Origin of the sequence: Dactylosporangium sp. NPDC000521, from assembly GCF_042898305.1 — a bacterium.
Taxonomy (GTDB): domain Bacteria; phylum Actinomycetota; class Actinomycetes; order Mycobacteriales; family Micromonosporaceae; genus Dactylosporangium.
In genome coordinates, this window is the sequence record NZ_JBIAYW010000003.1 from 736,784 (window position 1) to 754,293 (window position 17,510).

The 17,510-nt window shown below is 70.8% G+C and carries 14 protein-coding genes; 12 read left to right on the top strand and 2 right to left on the bottom strand.

From position 1 onward, the window contains the following. Positions 1-97: 97 nt before the first annotated feature. From ruvC to ACFY3L_RS13585, 8 genes are all read left to right on the top strand, one after another. On the top strand, positions 98-610 hold the full coding sequence (gene ruvC, locus ACFY3L_RS13550) for a crossover junction endodeoxyribonuclease RuvC (protein WP_389322387.1): 513 nt from the start codon (positions 98-100) through the stop codon (positions 608-610). Further along, the gene (ruvA, locus tag ACFY3L_RS13555; protein WP_389322389.1) at positions 607-1,215 is read left to right on the top strand and encodes a Holliday junction branch migration protein RuvA; all 609 of its coding nucleotides are present in this window, start codon (positions 607-609) and stop codon (positions 1,213-1,215) included. The genes ruvC and ruvA overlap by 4 nt, the downstream gene beginning before the upstream one ends. Then, entirely contained in the window at positions 1,212-2,279 is a 1,068-nt protein-coding gene (ruvB, locus tag ACFY3L_RS13560; RefSeq protein WP_389322391.1) for a Holliday junction branch migration DNA helicase RuvB, read from the top strand. Before ruvA ends, ruvB begins: the two co-directional genes overlap by 4 nt. A 154-nt stretch (positions 2,280-2,433) precedes the next feature. After that, positions 2,434-2,808, top strand: coding sequence for a preprotein translocase subunit YajC (gene yajC / locus ACFY3L_RS13565; protein WP_389322393.1), 375 nt, complete (start codon positions 2,434-2,436; stop codon positions 2,806-2,808). Positions 2,809-2,881: 73 nt separating this feature from the next. Then, complete coding sequence (secD, locus tag ACFY3L_RS13570) at positions 2,882-4,717, top strand: protein translocase subunit SecD (RefSeq protein WP_389322395.1); 1,836 nt, start codon at positions 2,882-2,884, stop codon at positions 4,715-4,717. Positions 4,718-4,719: 2 nt separating this feature from the next. Further along, complete coding sequence (gene secF, locus ACFY3L_RS13575) at positions 4,720-5,853, top strand: protein translocase subunit SecF (protein WP_389322397.1); 1,134 nt, start codon at positions 4,720-4,722, stop codon at positions 5,851-5,853. A 65-nt stretch (positions 5,854-5,918) separates the two neighbouring features. Further along, positions 5,919-6,458 carry an adenine phosphoribosyltransferase gene (locus ACFY3L_RS13580; protein WP_389322399.1) on the top strand — a complete coding sequence of 180 codons (540 nt, stop codon included), beginning with the start codon at positions 5,919-5,921 and terminating at the stop codon, positions 6,456-6,458. 134 nt (positions 6,459-6,592) lie between these two features. Continuing rightward, entirely contained in the window at positions 6,593-9,148 is a 2,556-nt protein-coding gene (locus ACFY3L_RS13585; protein WP_389322401.1) for a RelA/SpoT family protein, read from the top strand. A 1,689-nt stretch (positions 9,149-10,837) separates the two neighbouring features. Here ACFY3L_RS13585 and ACFY3L_RS13590 read toward each other — a convergent pair. Next, a complete protein-coding gene (locus ACFY3L_RS13590) occupies positions 10,838-11,710 on the bottom strand; it encodes a peptidylprolyl isomerase (protein ID WP_389322403.1) in 873 nt (290 codons plus the stop codon). Positions 11,711-11,747: 37 nt separating this feature from the next. Further along, positions 11,748-12,647 carry a peptidylprolyl isomerase gene (locus ACFY3L_RS13595; protein ID WP_389322405.1) on the bottom strand — a complete coding sequence of 300 codons (900 nt, stop codon included), beginning with the start codon at positions 12,645-12,647 and terminating at the stop codon, positions 11,748-11,750. Positions 12,648-12,813: 166 nt separating this feature from the next. On the opposite strand from ACFY3L_RS13595, the gene ACFY3L_RS13600 reads away from it, so the two are divergent. Genes ACFY3L_RS13600 through ACFY3L_RS13615 form a run of 4 tightly spaced genes read left to right on the top strand, consistent with a single transcriptional unit; the run spans position 12,814 to position 17,459 of the window. Then, positions 12,814-13,488, top strand: coding sequence for an MBL fold metallo-hydrolase (locus tag ACFY3L_RS13600; protein ID WP_389322407.1), 675 nt, complete (start codon positions 12,814-12,816; stop codon positions 13,486-13,488). A gap of 6 nt (positions 13,489-13,494) precedes the next feature. Continuing rightward, positions 13,495-14,805, top strand: a complete 1,311-nt coding sequence (gene hisS / locus ACFY3L_RS13605) for a histidine--tRNA ligase (protein ID WP_389322409.1) — start codon at positions 13,495-13,497, stop codon at positions 14,803-14,805. A 45-nt stretch (positions 14,806-14,850) separates the two neighbouring features. Further along, on the top strand, positions 14,851-16,680 hold the full coding sequence (gene aspS / locus ACFY3L_RS13610) for an aspartate--tRNA ligase (protein ID WP_389322411.1): 1,830 nt from the start codon (positions 14,851-14,853) through the stop codon (positions 16,678-16,680). A gap of 2 nt (positions 16,681-16,682) precedes the next feature. Next, positions 16,683-17,459 carry a sugar nucleotide-binding protein gene (locus ACFY3L_RS13615; protein ID WP_389322639.1) on the top strand — a complete coding sequence of 259 codons (777 nt, stop codon included), beginning with the start codon at positions 16,683-16,685 and terminating at the stop codon, positions 17,457-17,459. The last annotated feature ends 51 nt before the right edge of the window (positions 17,460-17,510 follow it).

Here is a 17,510-nt window from a genome sequence, read left to right on the forward strand (position 1 = left end):
GCCCACATACCTTCGCCGCACTCGGTGTGTGTGTCCTGCCGCCGGTACGAGCGGCGGGTGGGCTAGTGTGTCGAACACACGTTTGAGGGGGGTGCCGGTGCGGGTGCTGGGGGTCGACCCGGGGCTGACCCGCTGCGGGGTCGGCGTGGTCGAGGGCGTGCCGGGGCGGCCGTGCACGCTGGTGCACTACGAGGTGGTCACCAGCGACCCGGACAGCGACCTGGCGCACCGGCTGCTGAACCTCGACCAGCGGCTGACCGCGCTGGTCGCCGAGCACCGGCCCGAGTCCGTCGCCGTGGAGCGGGTGTTCAGCCAGCACAACGTGCGCACCGTCATGGGCACGGCGCAGGCGGGCGCGGTCGCGATCCTCGTCGCCGCGCGGGCCGGCCTGCCGGTGCAGACCTACACGCCGAGCGAGGTCAAGGCCGCGGTGAGCGGCAGCGGATCGGCGGACAAGGCACAGGTCACCGCGATGGTGACCCGGCTGCTGCGGCTGTCGGTCGCGCCCCGGCCCGCCGATGCCGCCGACGCCCTGGCTCTGGCAATCTGTCATGTCTGGAGGGGCGGCACCAGGGACCGCATCCAGGCTGCGCTGAGGAGAGCACGATGATCGCGAGTGTGCGGGGGCGGGTCGCCGCCGTGTCGCCGGACGGGGCCGTGATCGAGGTCGGCGGGGTGGGTCTCGCCGTGCAGTGCTCGCCGCACACCCTCGCCGACCTCCGGGTCGGTGCCGAGGCGCGCCTGGCGACCTCGCTGGTCGTGCGGGAGGACTCGCTGACCCTGTACGGCTTCGCCGACGACGAGGCGAAGCAGCTGTTCGAGCTGCTGCAGACCGCGTCCGGGGTGGGGCCGCGCCTGGCGCAGGCGGTCCTCGCCGTGCACACCCCCGAGGTGGTGCGCCGGGCCATCGCCGGCAACGACACGTCGACGCTGACCCGGGTGCCGGGCATCGGCAAGAAGGGCGCGGAGCGGCTCGTGCTGGAGCTGCGCGACAAGATCGGCGCGCTGCCCGGCGACGGCGCGGCGCTGGTCGGGGTCGGCGCCGGCGCGGCGTGGGCCGAGCAGGTCCGCCAGGCGCTCGTCGGGCTCGGCTGGACCGCCGGCCAGGCCGACCAGGCCGTCGCCGCCGTGGCCGAGCAGCTCGACGGCGGCACCGTCCCGCCGGTGCCGGTGCTGCTGAAGCAGGCGATCCGCATGCTGGGCACCACCCGGTGACCGATCCTCTCGTCAGCGCGTACTCCTCGCCGGAGGACCGGGCCGCCGAGCAGAGCGTGCGCCCGAAGCGGCTCGCGGAGCTGATCGGCCAGCACCGGGTCCGCGAGCAGCTGGATCTGCTGCTGCAGAGCGCGCTGCGGCGCGGCAGCCCGCCGGACCACATCCTGCTGTCCGGCCCGCCCGGGCTGGGCAAGACGACCCTCGCCATGATCGTCGCCGCGGAGCTGTCCGCGGGGCTGCGGATGACCAGTGGCCCGGCGATCGAGCGCGCCGGTGACCTCGCCGCGGTGCTGACCAGCCTGTCCGAGGGTGACGTGCTGTTCATCGACGAGATCCACCGCATCGCGAAGCCCGCCGAGGAGCTGCTGTACAGCGCGATGGAGGACTTCCGGGTCGACGTCGTGGTCGGCAAGGGCCCGGGCGCGACCGCGATCCCGCTCGACGTCGAGCCCTTCACGCTGGTTGGCGCGACGACCCGCAGCGGTCTGCTCACCGGTCCGATGCGGGACCGCTTCGGCTTCGTCGGCCAGCTGGAGTTCTACGACCCGGACGAGCTGGAGCTCATCATCGCCAGGTCGGCGCGGATCCTGGACGTGCCGATCACCGACGAGGGCTCCGTCGAGATCGGCCGGCGGTCGCGCGGCACGCCCCGCATCGCCAACCGGCTGCTGCGCCGTGTCCGCGACTACGCGGAGGTGCGGGGGACCGGCGTGGTCGACCTGGCCGCGGCCAAGGCGGCCCTGGCCGTGTACGACGTCGACGAGCTCGGCCTGGACCGGCTGGACCGGGCGGTGCTGCACGCGCTGATCCGGCAGGGCGGGGGGCCGGTCGGGCTGTCCACGATCGCCGTGGCCGTCGGTGAGCAGCCCGACACCGTCGAAGAGGTTTGTGAACCTTTCCTGCTGCGGACGGGACTGCTCGCACGTACTCCGCGTGGGCGAGTGGCCACGCCGAGTGCATGGCGTCATCTCGGGCTCCCGGTTCCCGCTGGTACCGTCGGTGGCGGGAGCCACGCAGGGGGAACCTCGCCGCAAATGCCCGATCTTTTCAGCTTGGAGCCGTAGCGTCCCAAGCTGTCGTGATCGGACCGTGATAGACGCCGGTCTGCGTGTCTTCCGACACACCGATTAGACTCGCCGCGGTCCGCCGCGCGCGGACTACATACTTCGCTCGGTGCATCCAGGCAACTGGGGCCCGGGCCGACCGGAAGGCATGATCGTGCTGTTCGCCGAGGCGCAGGGTTCAGGGGGCAGCGGCTTCCCCAGTTTGCTGCTGATCGTCGGGGCCTTCGTCCTGCTCTACTTCATGATGATCCGCCCGCAGCAGCGCCGCCGCCGGGAAGTGCAGAACATGCAGTCCTCGATGGGGGTCGGCGACGAGATCATCACGGTCGGTGGCCTGTATGGCACGATTCGTGAGATCGACGACGAGAGTGTCCTGCTGGAGATCGCGCCTGGCGTCACCGCCAGATACGCCAAGGCCGCGATCGGCAAGGTGAACCAGAAGGCCGCCACCGTCGACGAGGACGAGACCGAGGCCGAGCCCGAGGCCGACGAGCCGGCACCGGGCTCGAAGCCGAAGTCGGTCGACTGAGCGACCGCCACCACCACGACGAACAAGCACGCCGCGCACCCCGCCGGCGTTAGTGCAGGGAGACCCGACAGCCGTGGCACAACCTCAGGCACCGATGCACCCGGGCCGTCAGCTCGGTGTGCTCGGCACCATCTTCGTTCTGCTCGCCATCTGGGTGTGGTTCGGCGGTGACGGCGGCTGGCGCAACCGGCTTGAGCCTAACCTCGGCCTCGACCTCATCGGCGGGACCACGGTCACGCTGCAGGCGAAGACCGACAACGGCAAGCCGCCGACGAAACAGCAGATGTCGACGGCCAAGGACATCATCGACAGCCGGGTCAACGGCCTCGGTGTCTCCGAGGCCGAGGTCGTCGTCGAGGGCGACACCAACATCGTCGTCTCCCTGCCCGGCAAGAGCGACGACCGGTTGAAGCAGATCGGCCAGACCGCCGAGCTGCGCTTCCGCAAGGTCCTCGGCTCGACGCAGGACACCGGCGGCGCCGATCCGTCGGCGTCGGCCTCGGCGTCGCCCTCCACCGACCCCTCCACGTCGGCGGCTCCGTCGGCGTCCGGGTCGGCCAGCGCCAAGCCGTCGGGCTCGGCGTCCGCGCCGTCCTCGGCACCGGCGTCCGCTGCGTCCTCCGCCCCCGCGTCGGCCCCCGCCTCGTCCGCGCCCCCGGTGGCGGCGGACGTCGCCCAGCAGCGCGCGGCGGTGCAGAAGAAGCTCGGCGACAGCGTCTGGGCCGCGGCCATGGCCGAGACCGGGCCGGTCGACCTGGCCGCCGACCCCGCGAAGGCCCAGCTCTACGCGCCGTTCAAGACGCTGACCCCCGAAGAGGTCGCGGTCCTGCCGCCGGCGATGCAGTACAACATCCCGACCGTCACCTGCGCCCAGCTCGACAAGCGCCCGGTCGGCTCGATCCGCGACGACAAGCAGCCCGCGGTCGCGTGCCAGCCCGGCGTCAAGTACAACCTCGACGTCGCCAAGGTGCTCGGCACCGACGTGGACAACGCCGACTCCTCCATCGACTCGACCAACGGCAAGTGGATCGTCACGATCTCCTTCACCAGCGGCGGCCAGAACCGGTGGACCGAGCTGACCCGCGAGGCGTACAACAACGGCACCGACAGCAAGCAGGTCGCGGTCGTCCTCGACAACCAGGTCGTCTCGGCGCCGGTCATCGAGAGCGTCATCCCCGGCGACGCGCGGATCACCGGCCAGTTCACCAAGCGTGACACCGAGCTGCTCGCCAACCAGCTGCAGTACGGCGCGCTCCCGCTGTCGTTCACCCCGCAGGACGCGCAGAGCATCTCCGCCACCCTGGGCAGCTCGCACCTGGAGGCGGGCGTCCTCGCCGCCGGCATCGGCCTCGGGCTGGTCGTGCTCTACTCGTTCTTCTACTACCGGCTGCTCGGCCTGGTCATCACGCTCAGCCTGGTGCTGTCCGGCGCGATGGTCTACATGGCGCTGATCATCCTGGGCCGCACGATGGGCTTCACCCTGACGCTCGCCGGGTTCGCCGGCTTCATCGTGTCGCTGGGTGTCGCCGCCGACTCGTTCGTCATCTACTTCGAACGGTTGAAGGACGAGATCCGGGAGGGTCGCAGCCCGCGCAGCGCCGTCCCGCGCGCCTGGGTCCGGGCCCGCCGCACGATCATCTCCGCCAACGCGATCACCCTGCTCGCCGCCGCGGTGCTGTACTTCTTCTCGATCGGCTCGGTCCGAGGCTTCGCGTTCGCCCTGGGCGTCGCGACCATCCTCGACCTCGTCGTCGTGTTCCTGTTCCGCCATCCGATCATGACGATGTTCGCGCGCAGCAAAGCCTTCTTGTCGCCGCGGGTCTCCGGCCTCGGCCGGATCGTCGAGCAGCGTCCGAGCACTGGTGTGGCGTCCTCCGCCCCCCGTCGTAACCGCCCGAAGGAGGTCTGACGATGAGCGGCAAAGGTGGCATCGCAGCCCGGCTCTACCGTGGTGAAGCCAACGTCAACGTCGTCGGTCGCCGGCGCCTCTGGTTCACCGTCGCCGGCATCGCCCTGCTGATCGCGATCGGCAGCATGGTCTTCCGGGGCTTCACGCTCGGCATCGAGTTCGAGGGTGGCAACCAGTACAACGTCCCGGTCAGCGTCGGCACGCTCGACGAGGTCGAGAAGGCGTTCGGCGACGCCGGCGTCGAGGTCAAGACGGGCCAGACGGTCGGTGACACGCAGTACGTCATCAAGACCGAGCTGATCAACGACGCGGCCCGGCAGACCGAGATCAAGGACAAGGTCGCCGACCACTTCAACATCGACCCGACGCAGATCAGCGACAGCGCCGTCAGCACCTCGTGGGGCGACCAGGTCACCGACAAGGCCCTGGTCAGCCTCGTGATCTTCCTGGCGCTGGTGACGGTCTACCTGGTCTTCCGCTTCGAGTGGCGGATGGCCGTCGCGGCGCTCGGCTCGCTGCTGCTCGACCTCGTCCTCACCGGCGGCGTCTACTCGCTCGTCGGCTTCGAGGTGACCCCGTCGACGGTCATCGGCTTCCTCACCATTCTCGGTTTCGCGCTGTACGACGTCGTCGTGGTGTTCGACAAGGTGCAGGAGAACACCCGTGGCATCACGGGCAACAACAACAGCACGTACAGCGAGGCCGCCAACCTGGCGGTGAACCAGACGCTGATGCGCTCCATCAACACCGGTCTGGTCGCGCTGCTGCCCGTCGGCGGCCTGCTCTTCATCGGTGCCGGCCTCCTCGGCGCGGGCACCCTGAAGGACCTCGGCCTGGTGCTGTTCATCGGTATGGGCGTCGCCGTCTACTCGTCGATCTTCTTCGCCACGCCGGTCCTGGCGGAGCTGAAGACCCGCGAGCCGCGGCTGCAGGCGCACGAGTCCCGCGTGGCGAACCGCCGGGCGGCGCTCGCCAAGCAGGCCGCCCAGGCGCCCGTCGTCGACAGCGACGGCGTGCCGCTGACCAAGTCCGGGGAGCGCTCCGAGCTCGCCGGCGCGGCGCCCCGCCCGGGCAGCCGGCCACAGGCCAGGCGGCCGCGGGCCGGCGGACGGCCCGGCGCCTCCGGGCGTCGCTGACCCTCGATCGATCACCGGCACGGGCGTCGCTTCACAGCGGCGCCCGTGCCGCATTTGCCGGAAGGGTGTACACCAAGTTGCAGATCTCGGAGCTGGTCGCGAGCAAGGTCGTCGACGTGCCCGACTTCCCCAAGCCCGGCATCCTGTTCAAGGACCTGATGCCGCTCTTCTCCGACGGCCCGGCCTTCGGCGCCGTCATCGACGCGATCATCGCCGAGCACGGCGCGGACAGCTTCGACGTGGTGGCCGGGATCGAGGCGCGGGGCTTCGTGATCGCCGCCGCCATCGCGTACGCGACGGGCAAGGGCGTCGTCCCCGTGCGCAAGGCCGGCAAGCTGCCCCGCGCCACCGTCTCGGCCAGCTACGCCCTCGAGTACGGCGAGGCGGCCCTCGAGGTCCACGAGGACGCCTTCACCGCCGGTGAGCGGGTCCTGGTGGTCGACGACGTCCTGGCGACCGGCGGTACAGCCGCGGCCACCCTCGGACTCGTCGAACGCGCCGGCGGGACCGTCAGCGGCTTCAGCGTGCTGCTGGAGCTCGCGTTCCTCGACGGGCGGTCCCGGATCGCCCCGCGTCCGGTTCATGCCCTGTTGACCGTCTCCTGACCGTGTCCTGACCCGGTTTCTGGCCTGGGAATGTCGGTGAGGGCGGGTACGCTTGCGGTCCATACGTTGACGGCGATGAGGAGTGGCCGGTGACCGGCGACATCGCATCCCCGAAGGGGGGTACGGTCAAGCGGATGGGCGCTGCGTCGACACCGGAGGCGGTCCACGTGCCAGACGATCAGCAACACGCACCGAAGGGCACCGAGCCCGAGACGGCCGAGGCCGGCGGTGTGGTGCTGCAGTTCCCGACCCCTGACGGCGCCGTCGTGCACAACCGGCGCTCGACCGACCCGGGCTACACCGGCCCGCCGCCCCCGGCTCTCGCCGCCGGTGCGCCGGTGCGCCGGGTGGCCGACGATCCGCCGGGCGAGGACACCGAGGACCTGACCGAGGCGGCGGGCTCGATGACCGGCGCCGCCCTGGGCCTAGTCGGCGCCGCGCCGACCGGCAGGCGGGTCCGTGCGCGGCTCGCCCGCTTCAACGCGCCGTGGCAGAGCCCGTCGGTCAGCGAGGTGCTCGAGCCGCTGATCGCCCAGCACAAGGCCAGCCACCCGAAGGCCGACGTGCGGCTGCTGCAGCGGGCGTATGACATGGCCGAGCACTTCCACAAGGGGCAGTACCGCAAGTCCGGCGACCCCTACATCACCCACCCGCTCGCCGTCGCCACGATCCTCGCCGACCTGGGCATGGACACCACGACCCTGGTCGCCGCCCTGCTGCACGACACGATCGAGGACACCGACTACACGATCGAGCGAATCCAGCACGACTTCGGCGGCGAGGTCACGCTGCTCGTCGACGGCGTCACCAAGCTCGACAAGGTCAAGCTCGGCGACGCGGCCAAGGCCGAGACGATCCGCAAGATGGTCGTCGCCATGGCCAAGGACCCGCGGGTGCTCGTCATCAAGCTCGCCGACCGCCTGCACAACATGCGGACCCTGACCTTCCTGCCCCGGCCGAAGCAGGAGCAGAAGGCCAAGGAGACCCTCGAGATCCTGGCGCCGCTCGCGCACCGCCTCGGCATGAACACGATCAAGTGGGAGCTGGAGGACCTCGCGTTCCGCACGCTCTTCCCGAAGCGGTTCGACGAGATCAGCCGGCTCATCGCCGAGCACACCCCGCAGCGCGACTCGCTGCTGCGCACCGTCACGCAGAAGGTCGCCGCCGACCTCAAGCAGGCGAAGATCAAGTCCGAGGTCACCGGCCGGCCGAAGCACCTCTACTCCGTCTACCAGAAGATGATCGTCCGCGGCCGCGACTTCGGCGACATCTACGACCTCGTCGGCGTGCGCATCCTCGTCGACACGGTCCGCGACTGCTACGCCGCTCTCGGTGTCATCCACGCGAACTGGCAGCCCGTCCCGGGCCGGTTCAAGGACTACATCGCGATGCCGAAGTTCAACATGTACCAGTCGCTGCACACGACCGTGATCGGCCCCACCGGCAAGCCGGTCGAGCTGCAGATCCGCAGCTACGCGATGCACCGCACCGCCGAGTACGGCATCGCCGCGCACTGGCGCTACAAGGAGTCCAAGAGCGCGACGATCGCCGGCCCGCCCGCCCACATCGACGAGATGACGTGGCTGCGGCAGCTGCTCGACTGGCAGCGCGAGGCGAGCGACCCGTCGGAGTTCCTCGACGCGCTGCGCTTCGACCTCTCCAGCCAGGAGGTCTACGTCTTCACGCCCAAGGGCGACGTGATCGCGCTGACCACCGGCTCCACCCCGGTCGACTTCGCCTACGCCGTGCACACCGAGGTCGGCCACAAGTGCATCGGCGCCCGGGTCAACGGCAAGCTCGTCCCCCTGGAGAGCACCCTCTCCAACGGCGACGTCATCGAGATCTTCACGTCGAAGTCCGAGACCGCCGGCCCGACCCAGGACTGGCTCGGCTTCGTCAAGAGCCCCCGGGCCCGCACCAAGATCCGGCAGTACTTCAACAAGGAGCGCCGCGAGGAGGCGATCGAGGCCGGCAAGGAGGCGATCGTCAAGGCCATGCGCAAGCAGGGGCTGCCCCTGCAGCGCCTCCTGACCTCCGAGTCGCTGATGACGATCGCCCGCGAGCTGCACCTCGCCGACGTCGCCGCCCTCTACGCCGCCGTCGGCGACGGCCAGGCCTCGGCCCAGTCGATCGTCCAGCGCCTCGTCGCCGGCTACGGTGGCGAGGAGGGCGCCGTCGAGGACATCGCGGAGACCGCCACCCCGACGCGCCCCGCCCGCACCCGCACCGCCGCCTCCGACCCCGGCGTCGAGGTCCTGGGCGTCGACGACGTCTGGATCAAGCTCGCCCGCTGCTGCACCCCGGTCCCCGGCGACGCCGTCTTCGGCTTCGTCACCCGCTCCGGCGGCGTCAGCGTCCACCGCGACGACTGTGCCAACGCGGCCGACCTCAAGGAGCAGCCCGAGCGCGTCCTCGAGGTCAACTGGAAGCCGACCAGCGCCTCCACCTTCCTGGTCGCCATCCAGGTCGAGGCCCTGGACCGCCACAAGCTCCTCGCCGACGTCACCCGCGTCCTCTCCGAGGAGCGCGTCAACATCCTCTCCGCCACCGTCACCACCACCCGCGACCGGGTGGCGATCAGCAGGTTCAGCTTCGAGATGGCCGACCCGAAGCACCTCAACCACCTGCTGGCCGCCGTCCGCCGCATCGACGGTGTCTACGACGCCTACCGGGTCACGTCGGGCGCCTAGCTCGTCCGGACCCTCCGTCCCCGCGCGGTCACCGCCGCCCGCGCGGGTCCCGCCTGCCCTGCCACGCACGGCCACGCCACCCCGACCGGCAGCGCTCCATCCCCCGGCCGCGCGACGCCGTCCCCGCGAACCCATTCCGTGCTGCCTCAGACGCACAGCCACCAGCGCTGGCCAGTCGAGCCCATCTGGAGGCCCTCGCACTGGTGCCGGCGCGGAATCACCGTACGACGCCCCCGACGGCGCTGAACGAGCCCGGCGGCCGGGCACCATCACCGCGCCCACGGCACGAACGGCAACGGCCCACCTGACACCGTCCCCGCTCCGTGCGGAAGACGCATCCTGCCGTCCGTGCCACCGTGATCGAAGGACAGCCCCGGCTGCTTGGACGACCACCGGACGACTTCGATCACCGAAGGCGACGACCACGATCGCTCCGTGGAGGACTGCGACGAGGGTGCGTCGCGTTGGTCGTGCAGGAAACGGCGGTGGGGCGTCGGCGGCCAGCAGGATGCACTGGTCGTGAGAGGCAAACGGCGGTGCGGAATCACCGAACGACGCCCCCGACGGCGCTGAACGAGCTCGGCGGCCGGGCACCCTCACCGCGCCCGCGGCACGGACGGCGCCGCGCCACCTGGCACCGTCCCAGCTCCGTGCGGAAGATGTACCTCCGCACCACCATGATCGAAGGACAGCCCTGGCTGCCCGGATGACCACTGGATGGCTTCGATCACCGAAGGCCACGACCACGATCGCTCCGTGGGGGACTGCGACGAGGGTGCGTCGCGTTGGTCGTGCAGGCAACGGCGGTGCGGCGTCGGCGGTCAGCAGGATGTGTACTGGTTGTGACGTACCAGCGACGGTGTGGAGGCGCCGAATGATGCCCTCGACGGCGCTGAACGAGCTCGGCGGCCGGGCACCGTCACCGCGCCCGCGACACGGACGGCGGCCGCGCCACTGACACCGTCCCAGCTCCGTGCAGAAGACGCACCCTGCCCTCCGCGCCACCGTGATCGAAGGACAGCCCTGGTCGTCCGGACGACCACCGGACGACTTCGATCGCCGAAGGCCACGACCACGGTCGCTCCGTGGGGGGACTGCGACGAGGGTGCGTTGCGTTGGTCGTGCAGGCAACGGCGGTGGGGCGTCGGCGGTCAGCAGGATGTGTACTGACTGTGAAAGCCAGCGACGGTGTGGAAGCACCGAACGACGTCCCCGACGGCGCTGAACGAGCTCGGCGGCCGGGCACCCTCACCGCGCCCGCGACACGGACGTCAACCGCGCCACCTAGCACTGTCCCAGGTTCGTGCGGAAGATGCGCCCTGCCCTCCGTGCCACCGTGATCGAAGGACAGCCCTGGTCGTCCGGACGACCACCGGACGACTTCGATCACCGAAGGCGACGACCACGATCGCTCCGTGGGGGACTGCGAGGCGAGAGACGGTGCCTGAGACAAGGGTGCGTTGCGCGTTGGTTGCGAAAGCAACGGCGGCGTGGAAACACCGAATGACGCCCTCGACGGCGCTGGACCATGTGAGGACGGCGGCCGGGGGAACATCACCGCGACCACGGTGCGGAACGGTGACCACGGCACCTGGCGCACGCGCACAGCAACGCGGGGGAGGGGCGGAAACGGCAACCGGCCGCGGGCAGAAGAGCCCGCGGCCGGTTGGCGAGATGGAACGAGGAGCGTCAGGAAGCCGGGCTCATCGTCAGGGTCTTGATCTTCACCTCGGTCTTCGGGGCGCCGTCGCCGGAGGAGGCTGCGGCGGGGTCGCCGGAGGCGGCGGGGTCGGGTGCGGTGCCGGCCTCGGCGACCTTCTTGACCAGGTCGAGGCCCTCGGTGACGCGGCCCAGCACCGTGTAGTCGGCGGAGAGCTGCTCGATGTCCTTGTAGACGATGAAGAACTGGCTGCCGCTCGACGCCGGGTTCTGGGTCTTCGCGATGGCGACCATGCCCTCGGTGTACGCGGGGCGGCGGCCGGTCGGCAGGTTCTCCTCGGCGTAGCGGTACGTCGGGCCGCCGAGGCTGGTGCCGGACGGGTCGCCGCACTGCAGGACGTAGATGCTCTGCGTCACCAGGCGGTGGCACTTGGTGTCGTCGAAGAACTTCTTGCTGGCCAGGTACGTGAAGCTGGCGGCCGCGCACGGAGCGTTGGCGGTGTCGACCTTGATCTTGATCGTGCCGACGCTGGTGTCCATGGTCATGGTCTGCGAACCGGTGCGCGGCTCGCCGGACGCGGGCGGCGTGCCCACGTCCTTGACCTCCTTGGGGATCTCAGGCGCGGGCGACGCCGACGGGTCGACCAGGGGCAGCCAGGTGCAGCTGGTCGGGGTCGCCGAGGCGGACCCCGAGGCGGCCGCCTCGGGGCTTGCCTTGTCGTCGCCCTTGGTCAGCACGATCACCAGCCACGCCACGCCGAGCAGGACCACCAACCCACCGGCCGTTGCGGCGATCGTCGTGTTCCTGCGCCGTCGGCTGGCTGAGCGCTCTGCGCGGTCGGCCATCTCCCGCTCCAGCCGCGCACGCGCTGCGGCGCGCTGGCGGTCCCGGTTGGAGGTCACGGTTGGTACTCCTTGCTCAGCAGGGATTGGGGTGGTGTTACGACTTGCTGGAAGCGCTGGCCGACGGCGAAGCGGGTGCGGACGACGGCGCGGGCGTCGAGGCCGGGGCCGACGTGGCGGGCGTCGGGTCCTCCTGCGGCGCGACGTCGGTGATCGTCAGCGAGCTGATCTTGGCCTCGGTCTTCGGCTTGCCGTCGTTCGCCGGCTCGGAGCCGCCGGTGCCGATCTGGGTGAGGACGTCCATGCCGCCGACGATCGTGCCGAAGACGGTGTAGTTCGGCGGCAGCTTGATGTCCTTGAACACCAGGAAGAACTGGCTGCCGTTGGTGTCGACGCCCGAGTTGGCCATGGCGACCGTGCCGGCCGGGTACAGGACGTTGGTGTCCGCGGGAGCCGACGGGTCCGCGGAAGCAGACGGCGCGGCGGCCGGCGGCGGGTTGTTCTCGTCCGGGAAGCGGTACGCGGGGCCGCCGCTGCCGGTCCCCGACGGGTCGCCGCACTGCAGCAGCGAGTCGTTGAGCATCCGGTGGCAGGTGGTGTTGTCGAAGAACTTCTTGCCCGCGAGGTACGTGAAACTCTCCACGGTGCAGGGCGCCTTGCTCGGATCGAGCTTGGCGGTCACGTTGCCCTGGCCGAGCGCGATCGTCATCGTCTTGACGCCGTTCTTGACGATGTCGTTGGTCCGCGGCTTGCCCACGTCGGTCACGCCGTTGCCGGCGTCGATCGGGGTCCAGGCGCACTCGGAAGCGCGGATCGGTTCGGGGTCGAAGCCGCCGGTCTTCCAGATCACGGCCAGGACCAGCAGGGTAAGTGCCACAGCCCCGCCGATGCCGGCCTGCCATTGCCGACGACGCCGCGCCGCTGCCGCCCGACGGGCGATCTGCCGCTCGGTCTTCGCCCGCGCCAAGGCGCGTTGCCGGCTCTTACTGGAAGCCACCTGTGCTCCCCTCCAGGAAAATACGTTTGGGTCCCACGTCACACGCCCGCCAGAGTGTACGGGTAGAAACCGGAATGGTGGTCGCCGCCCGGTCACGGTTCGCTGTGCCTGACCTCCGGATAGGGTCTGAGGGGTCGTCGCGCGGAAATCGACAGGGAGGAGCGCCGTGCTCGTCGCAGGCTTTCCCGCCGAAGCGTTCGGGACCAACTGCTACGTGGTCGCCCCGGCGCCCGGTGAGCAGTGCGTGGTCATCGACCCCGGGATCGGGGTGGTCGACCGGCTGGACGCCGTGCTCGCCGAGCACCGGCTGCAGCCCGCCGCGGTCCTGCTGACCCACGGCCACCTGGACCACACGTTCTCCGTCACGCCGGTCTGCGGCGCACGCGGGATCACGGCCTACATCCACCCGGACGACGGCGAGATGCTCGCCGACCCGACGAAGGGGCTCAGCACCGACCTGACGGCGCTGTTCGGCGGCCGGCTGACCTGGACCGAGCCTGAGGACGTGGCACCCCTGGAGGACGGTCTGGTCCTCAAGATAGCCGGGCTGGAGCTGATCGTCGACCACGCGCCGGGCCACACGCGCGGGTCGGTGATGTTCCGCAGCGCCGAGGAGGTCTTCACCGGCGACGTGCTGTTCAAGGGCTCGATCGGCCGCACCGACCTGCCCGGCGGCAGCATGACGCAGATGATGGCGAGCCTGCGCGACAAGGTGCTCACGCTCCCCGACGATCTCGTGGTCCTGCCCGGGCACGGGCCCGGCACCACGATCGGCCGGGAGCGCAAGGGCAACCCGTACCTCCGCGAAGCGACGACACAGAACCCCAACCGAGGCTGGTAGAGACAGATGACCCGTCCCACGCCGCTGTCCGGTTTTCCGGAGTGGCTCCCCGAGCAGCGCCTCGTCGAGCAGCAGGTCCTCGACCGGCTGCGGCGCACGTTCGAGCTGTACGGCTTCTCGCCCCTGGAGACGCGCGCCGTCGAGCCCCTCGACCAGCTGCTGCGCAAGGGGGAGACCTCCAAGGAGATCTACACGCTGCGCCGGCTGCAAGCGGCGGAGGGCGAGGACGAGCAGAGCCTCGGGCTGCACTTCGACCTGACCGTCCCGTTCGCGCGGTTCGTTCTTGAGAATGCCGGAAAGCTGCAGTTCCCGTTCCGCCGGTACCAGATCCAGAAGGTGTGGCGGGGGGAGCGGCCGGCGGCGGGCCGCTATCGCGAGTTCCTGCAGGCGGACATCGACATCGTCGACCGTGACACCCTGCCCTCCCACTACGAGGCCGAGATCCCGCTGGTCATCGGCGACGCACTGCGGTCGCTGCCGATTCCGCCAGTCAAGATCATGGTCAACAACCGCAAGCTGTGTGAGGGGTTCTACCGGGGCCTCGACATCGACGACCCGGAAGAAATTCTCAGAATAGTCGACAAATTGGACAAAGTCGGTCCAAACGCGGTAAAAGCGGAAATAACCGAAAAGTACGATGAGACGCGTGCCGACGCGTGCCTCGCGCTCGCCGGGATCACCGCCCAGGACGCGTCCTTCGCCGACGAGGTCCGCAAGCTCGGCGTCGAGCACCCGCTGCTGGACGAGGGCATCGCCGAGCTCGCCGCGGTCGTGGAGACCGCCCGCGAGCACAGCCCCGGCCTGGTCGAGGCGACTTTGAAGATCGCCCGCGGCCTCGACTACTACACCGGCACCGTGTACGAGACCGAGCTCGCCGGGTTCGAGCAGTTCGGCTCGATCTGCTCCGGCGGCCGGTACGACAACCTCGCCAGCGCCGGCCGGGACGTCTTCCCCGGCGTCGGCATCTCCATCGGCGTCTCGCGCCTGCTCGGCCTGCTGTTCAAGGCCGACGCGCTCGGCGTCACGCGGCCCGTGCCGACCGCCGTCCTCGTCGCGCTGTGGAGCGAGGAGGAGCGGGCGGTGAGCAACCGCATCGCCGCCTCGCTGCGGTCCCGCGGCATCGCGACGGAGGTCGCGCCGGCACCGGCGAAGCTCGGCAAACAGATCCGCTACGCCGAGCGGCGCGGCATCCCGTTCGTCTGGTTCCCCGCCAACGGCGACAACGACGACCAGGTGAAGGACATCCGCAGCGGCGAACAGGTCGACGCCGAGGGGTGGGCACCCCCGGCCGCGGACATCGCACCGACGCTGCGGTGACAGAATGACTACCACCTGCCCATGCGCGAAGGAGAGAGACATCCCGTGATCCGATCCCATCAGTCCGGCGCCCTGCGGGCCGGCGACGCCGGCACGACCGTGACGCTCGCCGGCTGGGTGGCCCGCCGGCGCGACCACGGCGGCGTGATCTTCGTGGATCTCCGGGACGCCTCCGGCGTCGTGCAGGTCGTGTTCCGCGAGGACATGGAGGTCGCGCACGCGCTGCGCAACGAGTACTGCGTGCTCGTCACCGGCGAGGTGCGCGCCCGGCCCGCCGGCAACGAGAACCCCGACCTGCCCACGGGCGACGTCGAGGTCGTCGCGACGGCCCTCGAGGTGCTGTCGGAGGCCGCGCCGCTGCCGCTGCCCGTCGACGACGGCGACGCCGCCAGCGACGACGTGCGCTACCGGTACCGCTACCTCGACCTGCGCCGCTCCGGCCCGCACAAGGCGATGAAGCTGCGCTCGCGCGCCAACCAGATCGCCCGCAACCTGCTCGCCGACCGGGACTTCGTCGAGGTCGAGACGCCGACGCTGACCCGCTCCACGCCCGAGGGCGCCCGCGACTTCCTGGTCCCGGTCCGCCTGCAGCCCGGCACCTGGTATGCGCTGCCCCAGTCGCCGCAGCTGTTCAAGCAGCTGCTCATGGTCGGCGGCCTGGAGCGGTACTACCAGATCGCCCGCTGCTACCGCGACGAGGGCTTCCGCGCCGACCGGCAGCCGGAGTTCACCCAGCTGGACATCGAGATGTCGTTCGTGACCCAGGACGACATCATCGAGCTCGGCGAGGCGATCGTCCGGGCGCTGTGGTCCGACCTGGCCGACCACGAGATCACCGGCGAGATCCCGAAGCTGACCTGGCACGACGCCCTCGCGCGGTACGGCTCCGACAAGCCCGACCTGCGCTACTCCGTCGAGCTGACCGAGCTGACGGACTACCTGCGCGGCACCGAGTTCCGCGTGTTCGCCGGCGCCATCGACGGCGGCGGCTACGTCGGCGCGGTCGTCATGCCCGGCGGCGCCGCGCAGACCCGCAAGGAGCTCGACGGCTGGCAGGACTGGGCGAAGGCGCGCGGCGCCCGCGGCCTCGCCTACGTCGTCCTCGACGCCGAGACCGGCGAGCCGAAGGGCCCCGTCGCGAAGAACCTGTCCGCGGAGCACCTGGCCGGCCTCGCCGACGCCGTCGGCGCCAAGCCCGGCGACGCGGTGTTCTTCGCCGCCTCCGCCGAGCGGCGCGAGGCGCAGGAGCTGCTCGGCGCGGCCCGCATCGAGATCGCGAAGCGGGCGAAGCTCGTCGACGAGTCCGCGTGGTCGTTCTGCTGGGTCGTCGACGCGCCCATGTTCGAGCCGACCGACCCCGAGGCCGGCGGCACCGGCGGCGGCGCGAAGGGCTGGACGGCCGTGCACCACCCGTTCACCTCGCCCAACCGCGAGTGGATCGACCGCTTCGAGGAGTCGCCGGGCGAGGCCCTCGCCTACGCGTACGACATCGTCTGCAACGGCAACGAGATCGGCGGCGGATCGGTCCGTATCCACCGCGGTGACGTGCAGCGCCGGGTCTTCGACATCCTGGGCATCACCGCCGAGGACGCCGCGGACAAGTTCGGCTTCCTGCTCGAGGCGTTCAAGTACGGCCCGCCGCCGCATGCCGGCATCGCCTTCGGCTGGGACCGCATCTGCATGCTGCTGTCCGGCGCCGACTCGATCCGTGAGGTGATCGCGTTCCCGAAGACCGGCGGCGGCTTCGACCCGCTGACCGGCGCGCCGACCCCGATCACCGCGCAGCAGCGCGCCGAGGCCGGCGTGGACGCCAAGCCCAAGGCGGCCGGGGCCACCGAGGCGAAGTCGGAGACGAAGACCGAGGTCAAGGCTTGACGGTGCTCGTGACCGGCGCCTCCGGGTATCTCGGAGGCGCCGTCGCCGCCCTGGCCGGGGCCATCCCCGCGCCGCGGATCGACATCAGGGACCTCGGCGCCCTGTCGGCGTTGTTCGCTGTGGTACGACCAGCGACGGTCATCCACACCGCCACCGTCCTCGGCAACAAGGGCGGCTCGGCCGACGACCTCTGGCCGGTCGTCTCGGCGGGCGCCGCCAACGTCGCGGTCGCCGCCCGCTCGATCGGCGCCCGGCTGGTGCACGTCTCCTCGGACGCGGTGTTCGCGGGGCGCGACGCGGCGTACACGGAGGCCGACGCGCCGTCGCCCGTCTTCGACTACGGCGCCGCGAAGGCCGCCGCCGAGGAGGCCGTCGCCGCCGTCGACCCGGGCGCGGCGATCGTCCGCACGTCGCTGATCGTCTCCGGCGGCCGCGGGAAGCTGTCCCGGCACGAGCAGAACTGCCTGGACCTGGCGACCGGGGCCGCGACCGGCGCGCTGTTCACCGACGAGATCCGCTGCCCGATCGCCGTCGACGACCTGGCCGCGGCCCTGGTGGCGCTCGCCGCGACCGACCACGCCGGCGTGCTCAACGTCGCCGGTCCGGAGGCGTTGTCCCGGCACGACCTCGGCGTCCGGGTCGCGCAGCGGCACGGCGTGGACCCTGCGAAGGTGCCGGCGGCGACGCTCGCGGCGAGCGGAATGACCCGTCCGGGCAGAGTCGTGCTGGACTCCTCGGCGGCGCGGAAGCTGCTCGGTCTCACTCCACGGACTGTCTGACCAAGGTCTTTCGCGGCGCACACAACGTTTGAGTGCGGACGCGGAGCGTTC

Bases quoted from the DNA above. Each gene is read 5' to 3' on its own strand.
- ruvA (WP_389322389.1), top strand. From the start codon at position 607: ATGATCGCGAGTGTGCGGGGGCGGGTCGCCGCCGTGTCGCCGGACGGG.
- secF (WP_389322397.1), top strand. From the start codon at position 4,720: ATGAGCGGCAAAGGTGGCATCGCAGCCCGGCTCTACCGTGGTGAAGCC.
- ACFY3L_RS13585 (WP_389322401.1), top strand. From the start codon at position 6,593: ATGGGCGCTGCGTCGACACCGGAGGCGGTCCACGTGCCAGACGATCAG.
- hisS (WP_389322409.1), top strand. From the start codon at position 13,495: ATGACCCGTCCCACGCCGCTGTCCGGTTTTCCGGAGTGGCTCCCCGAG.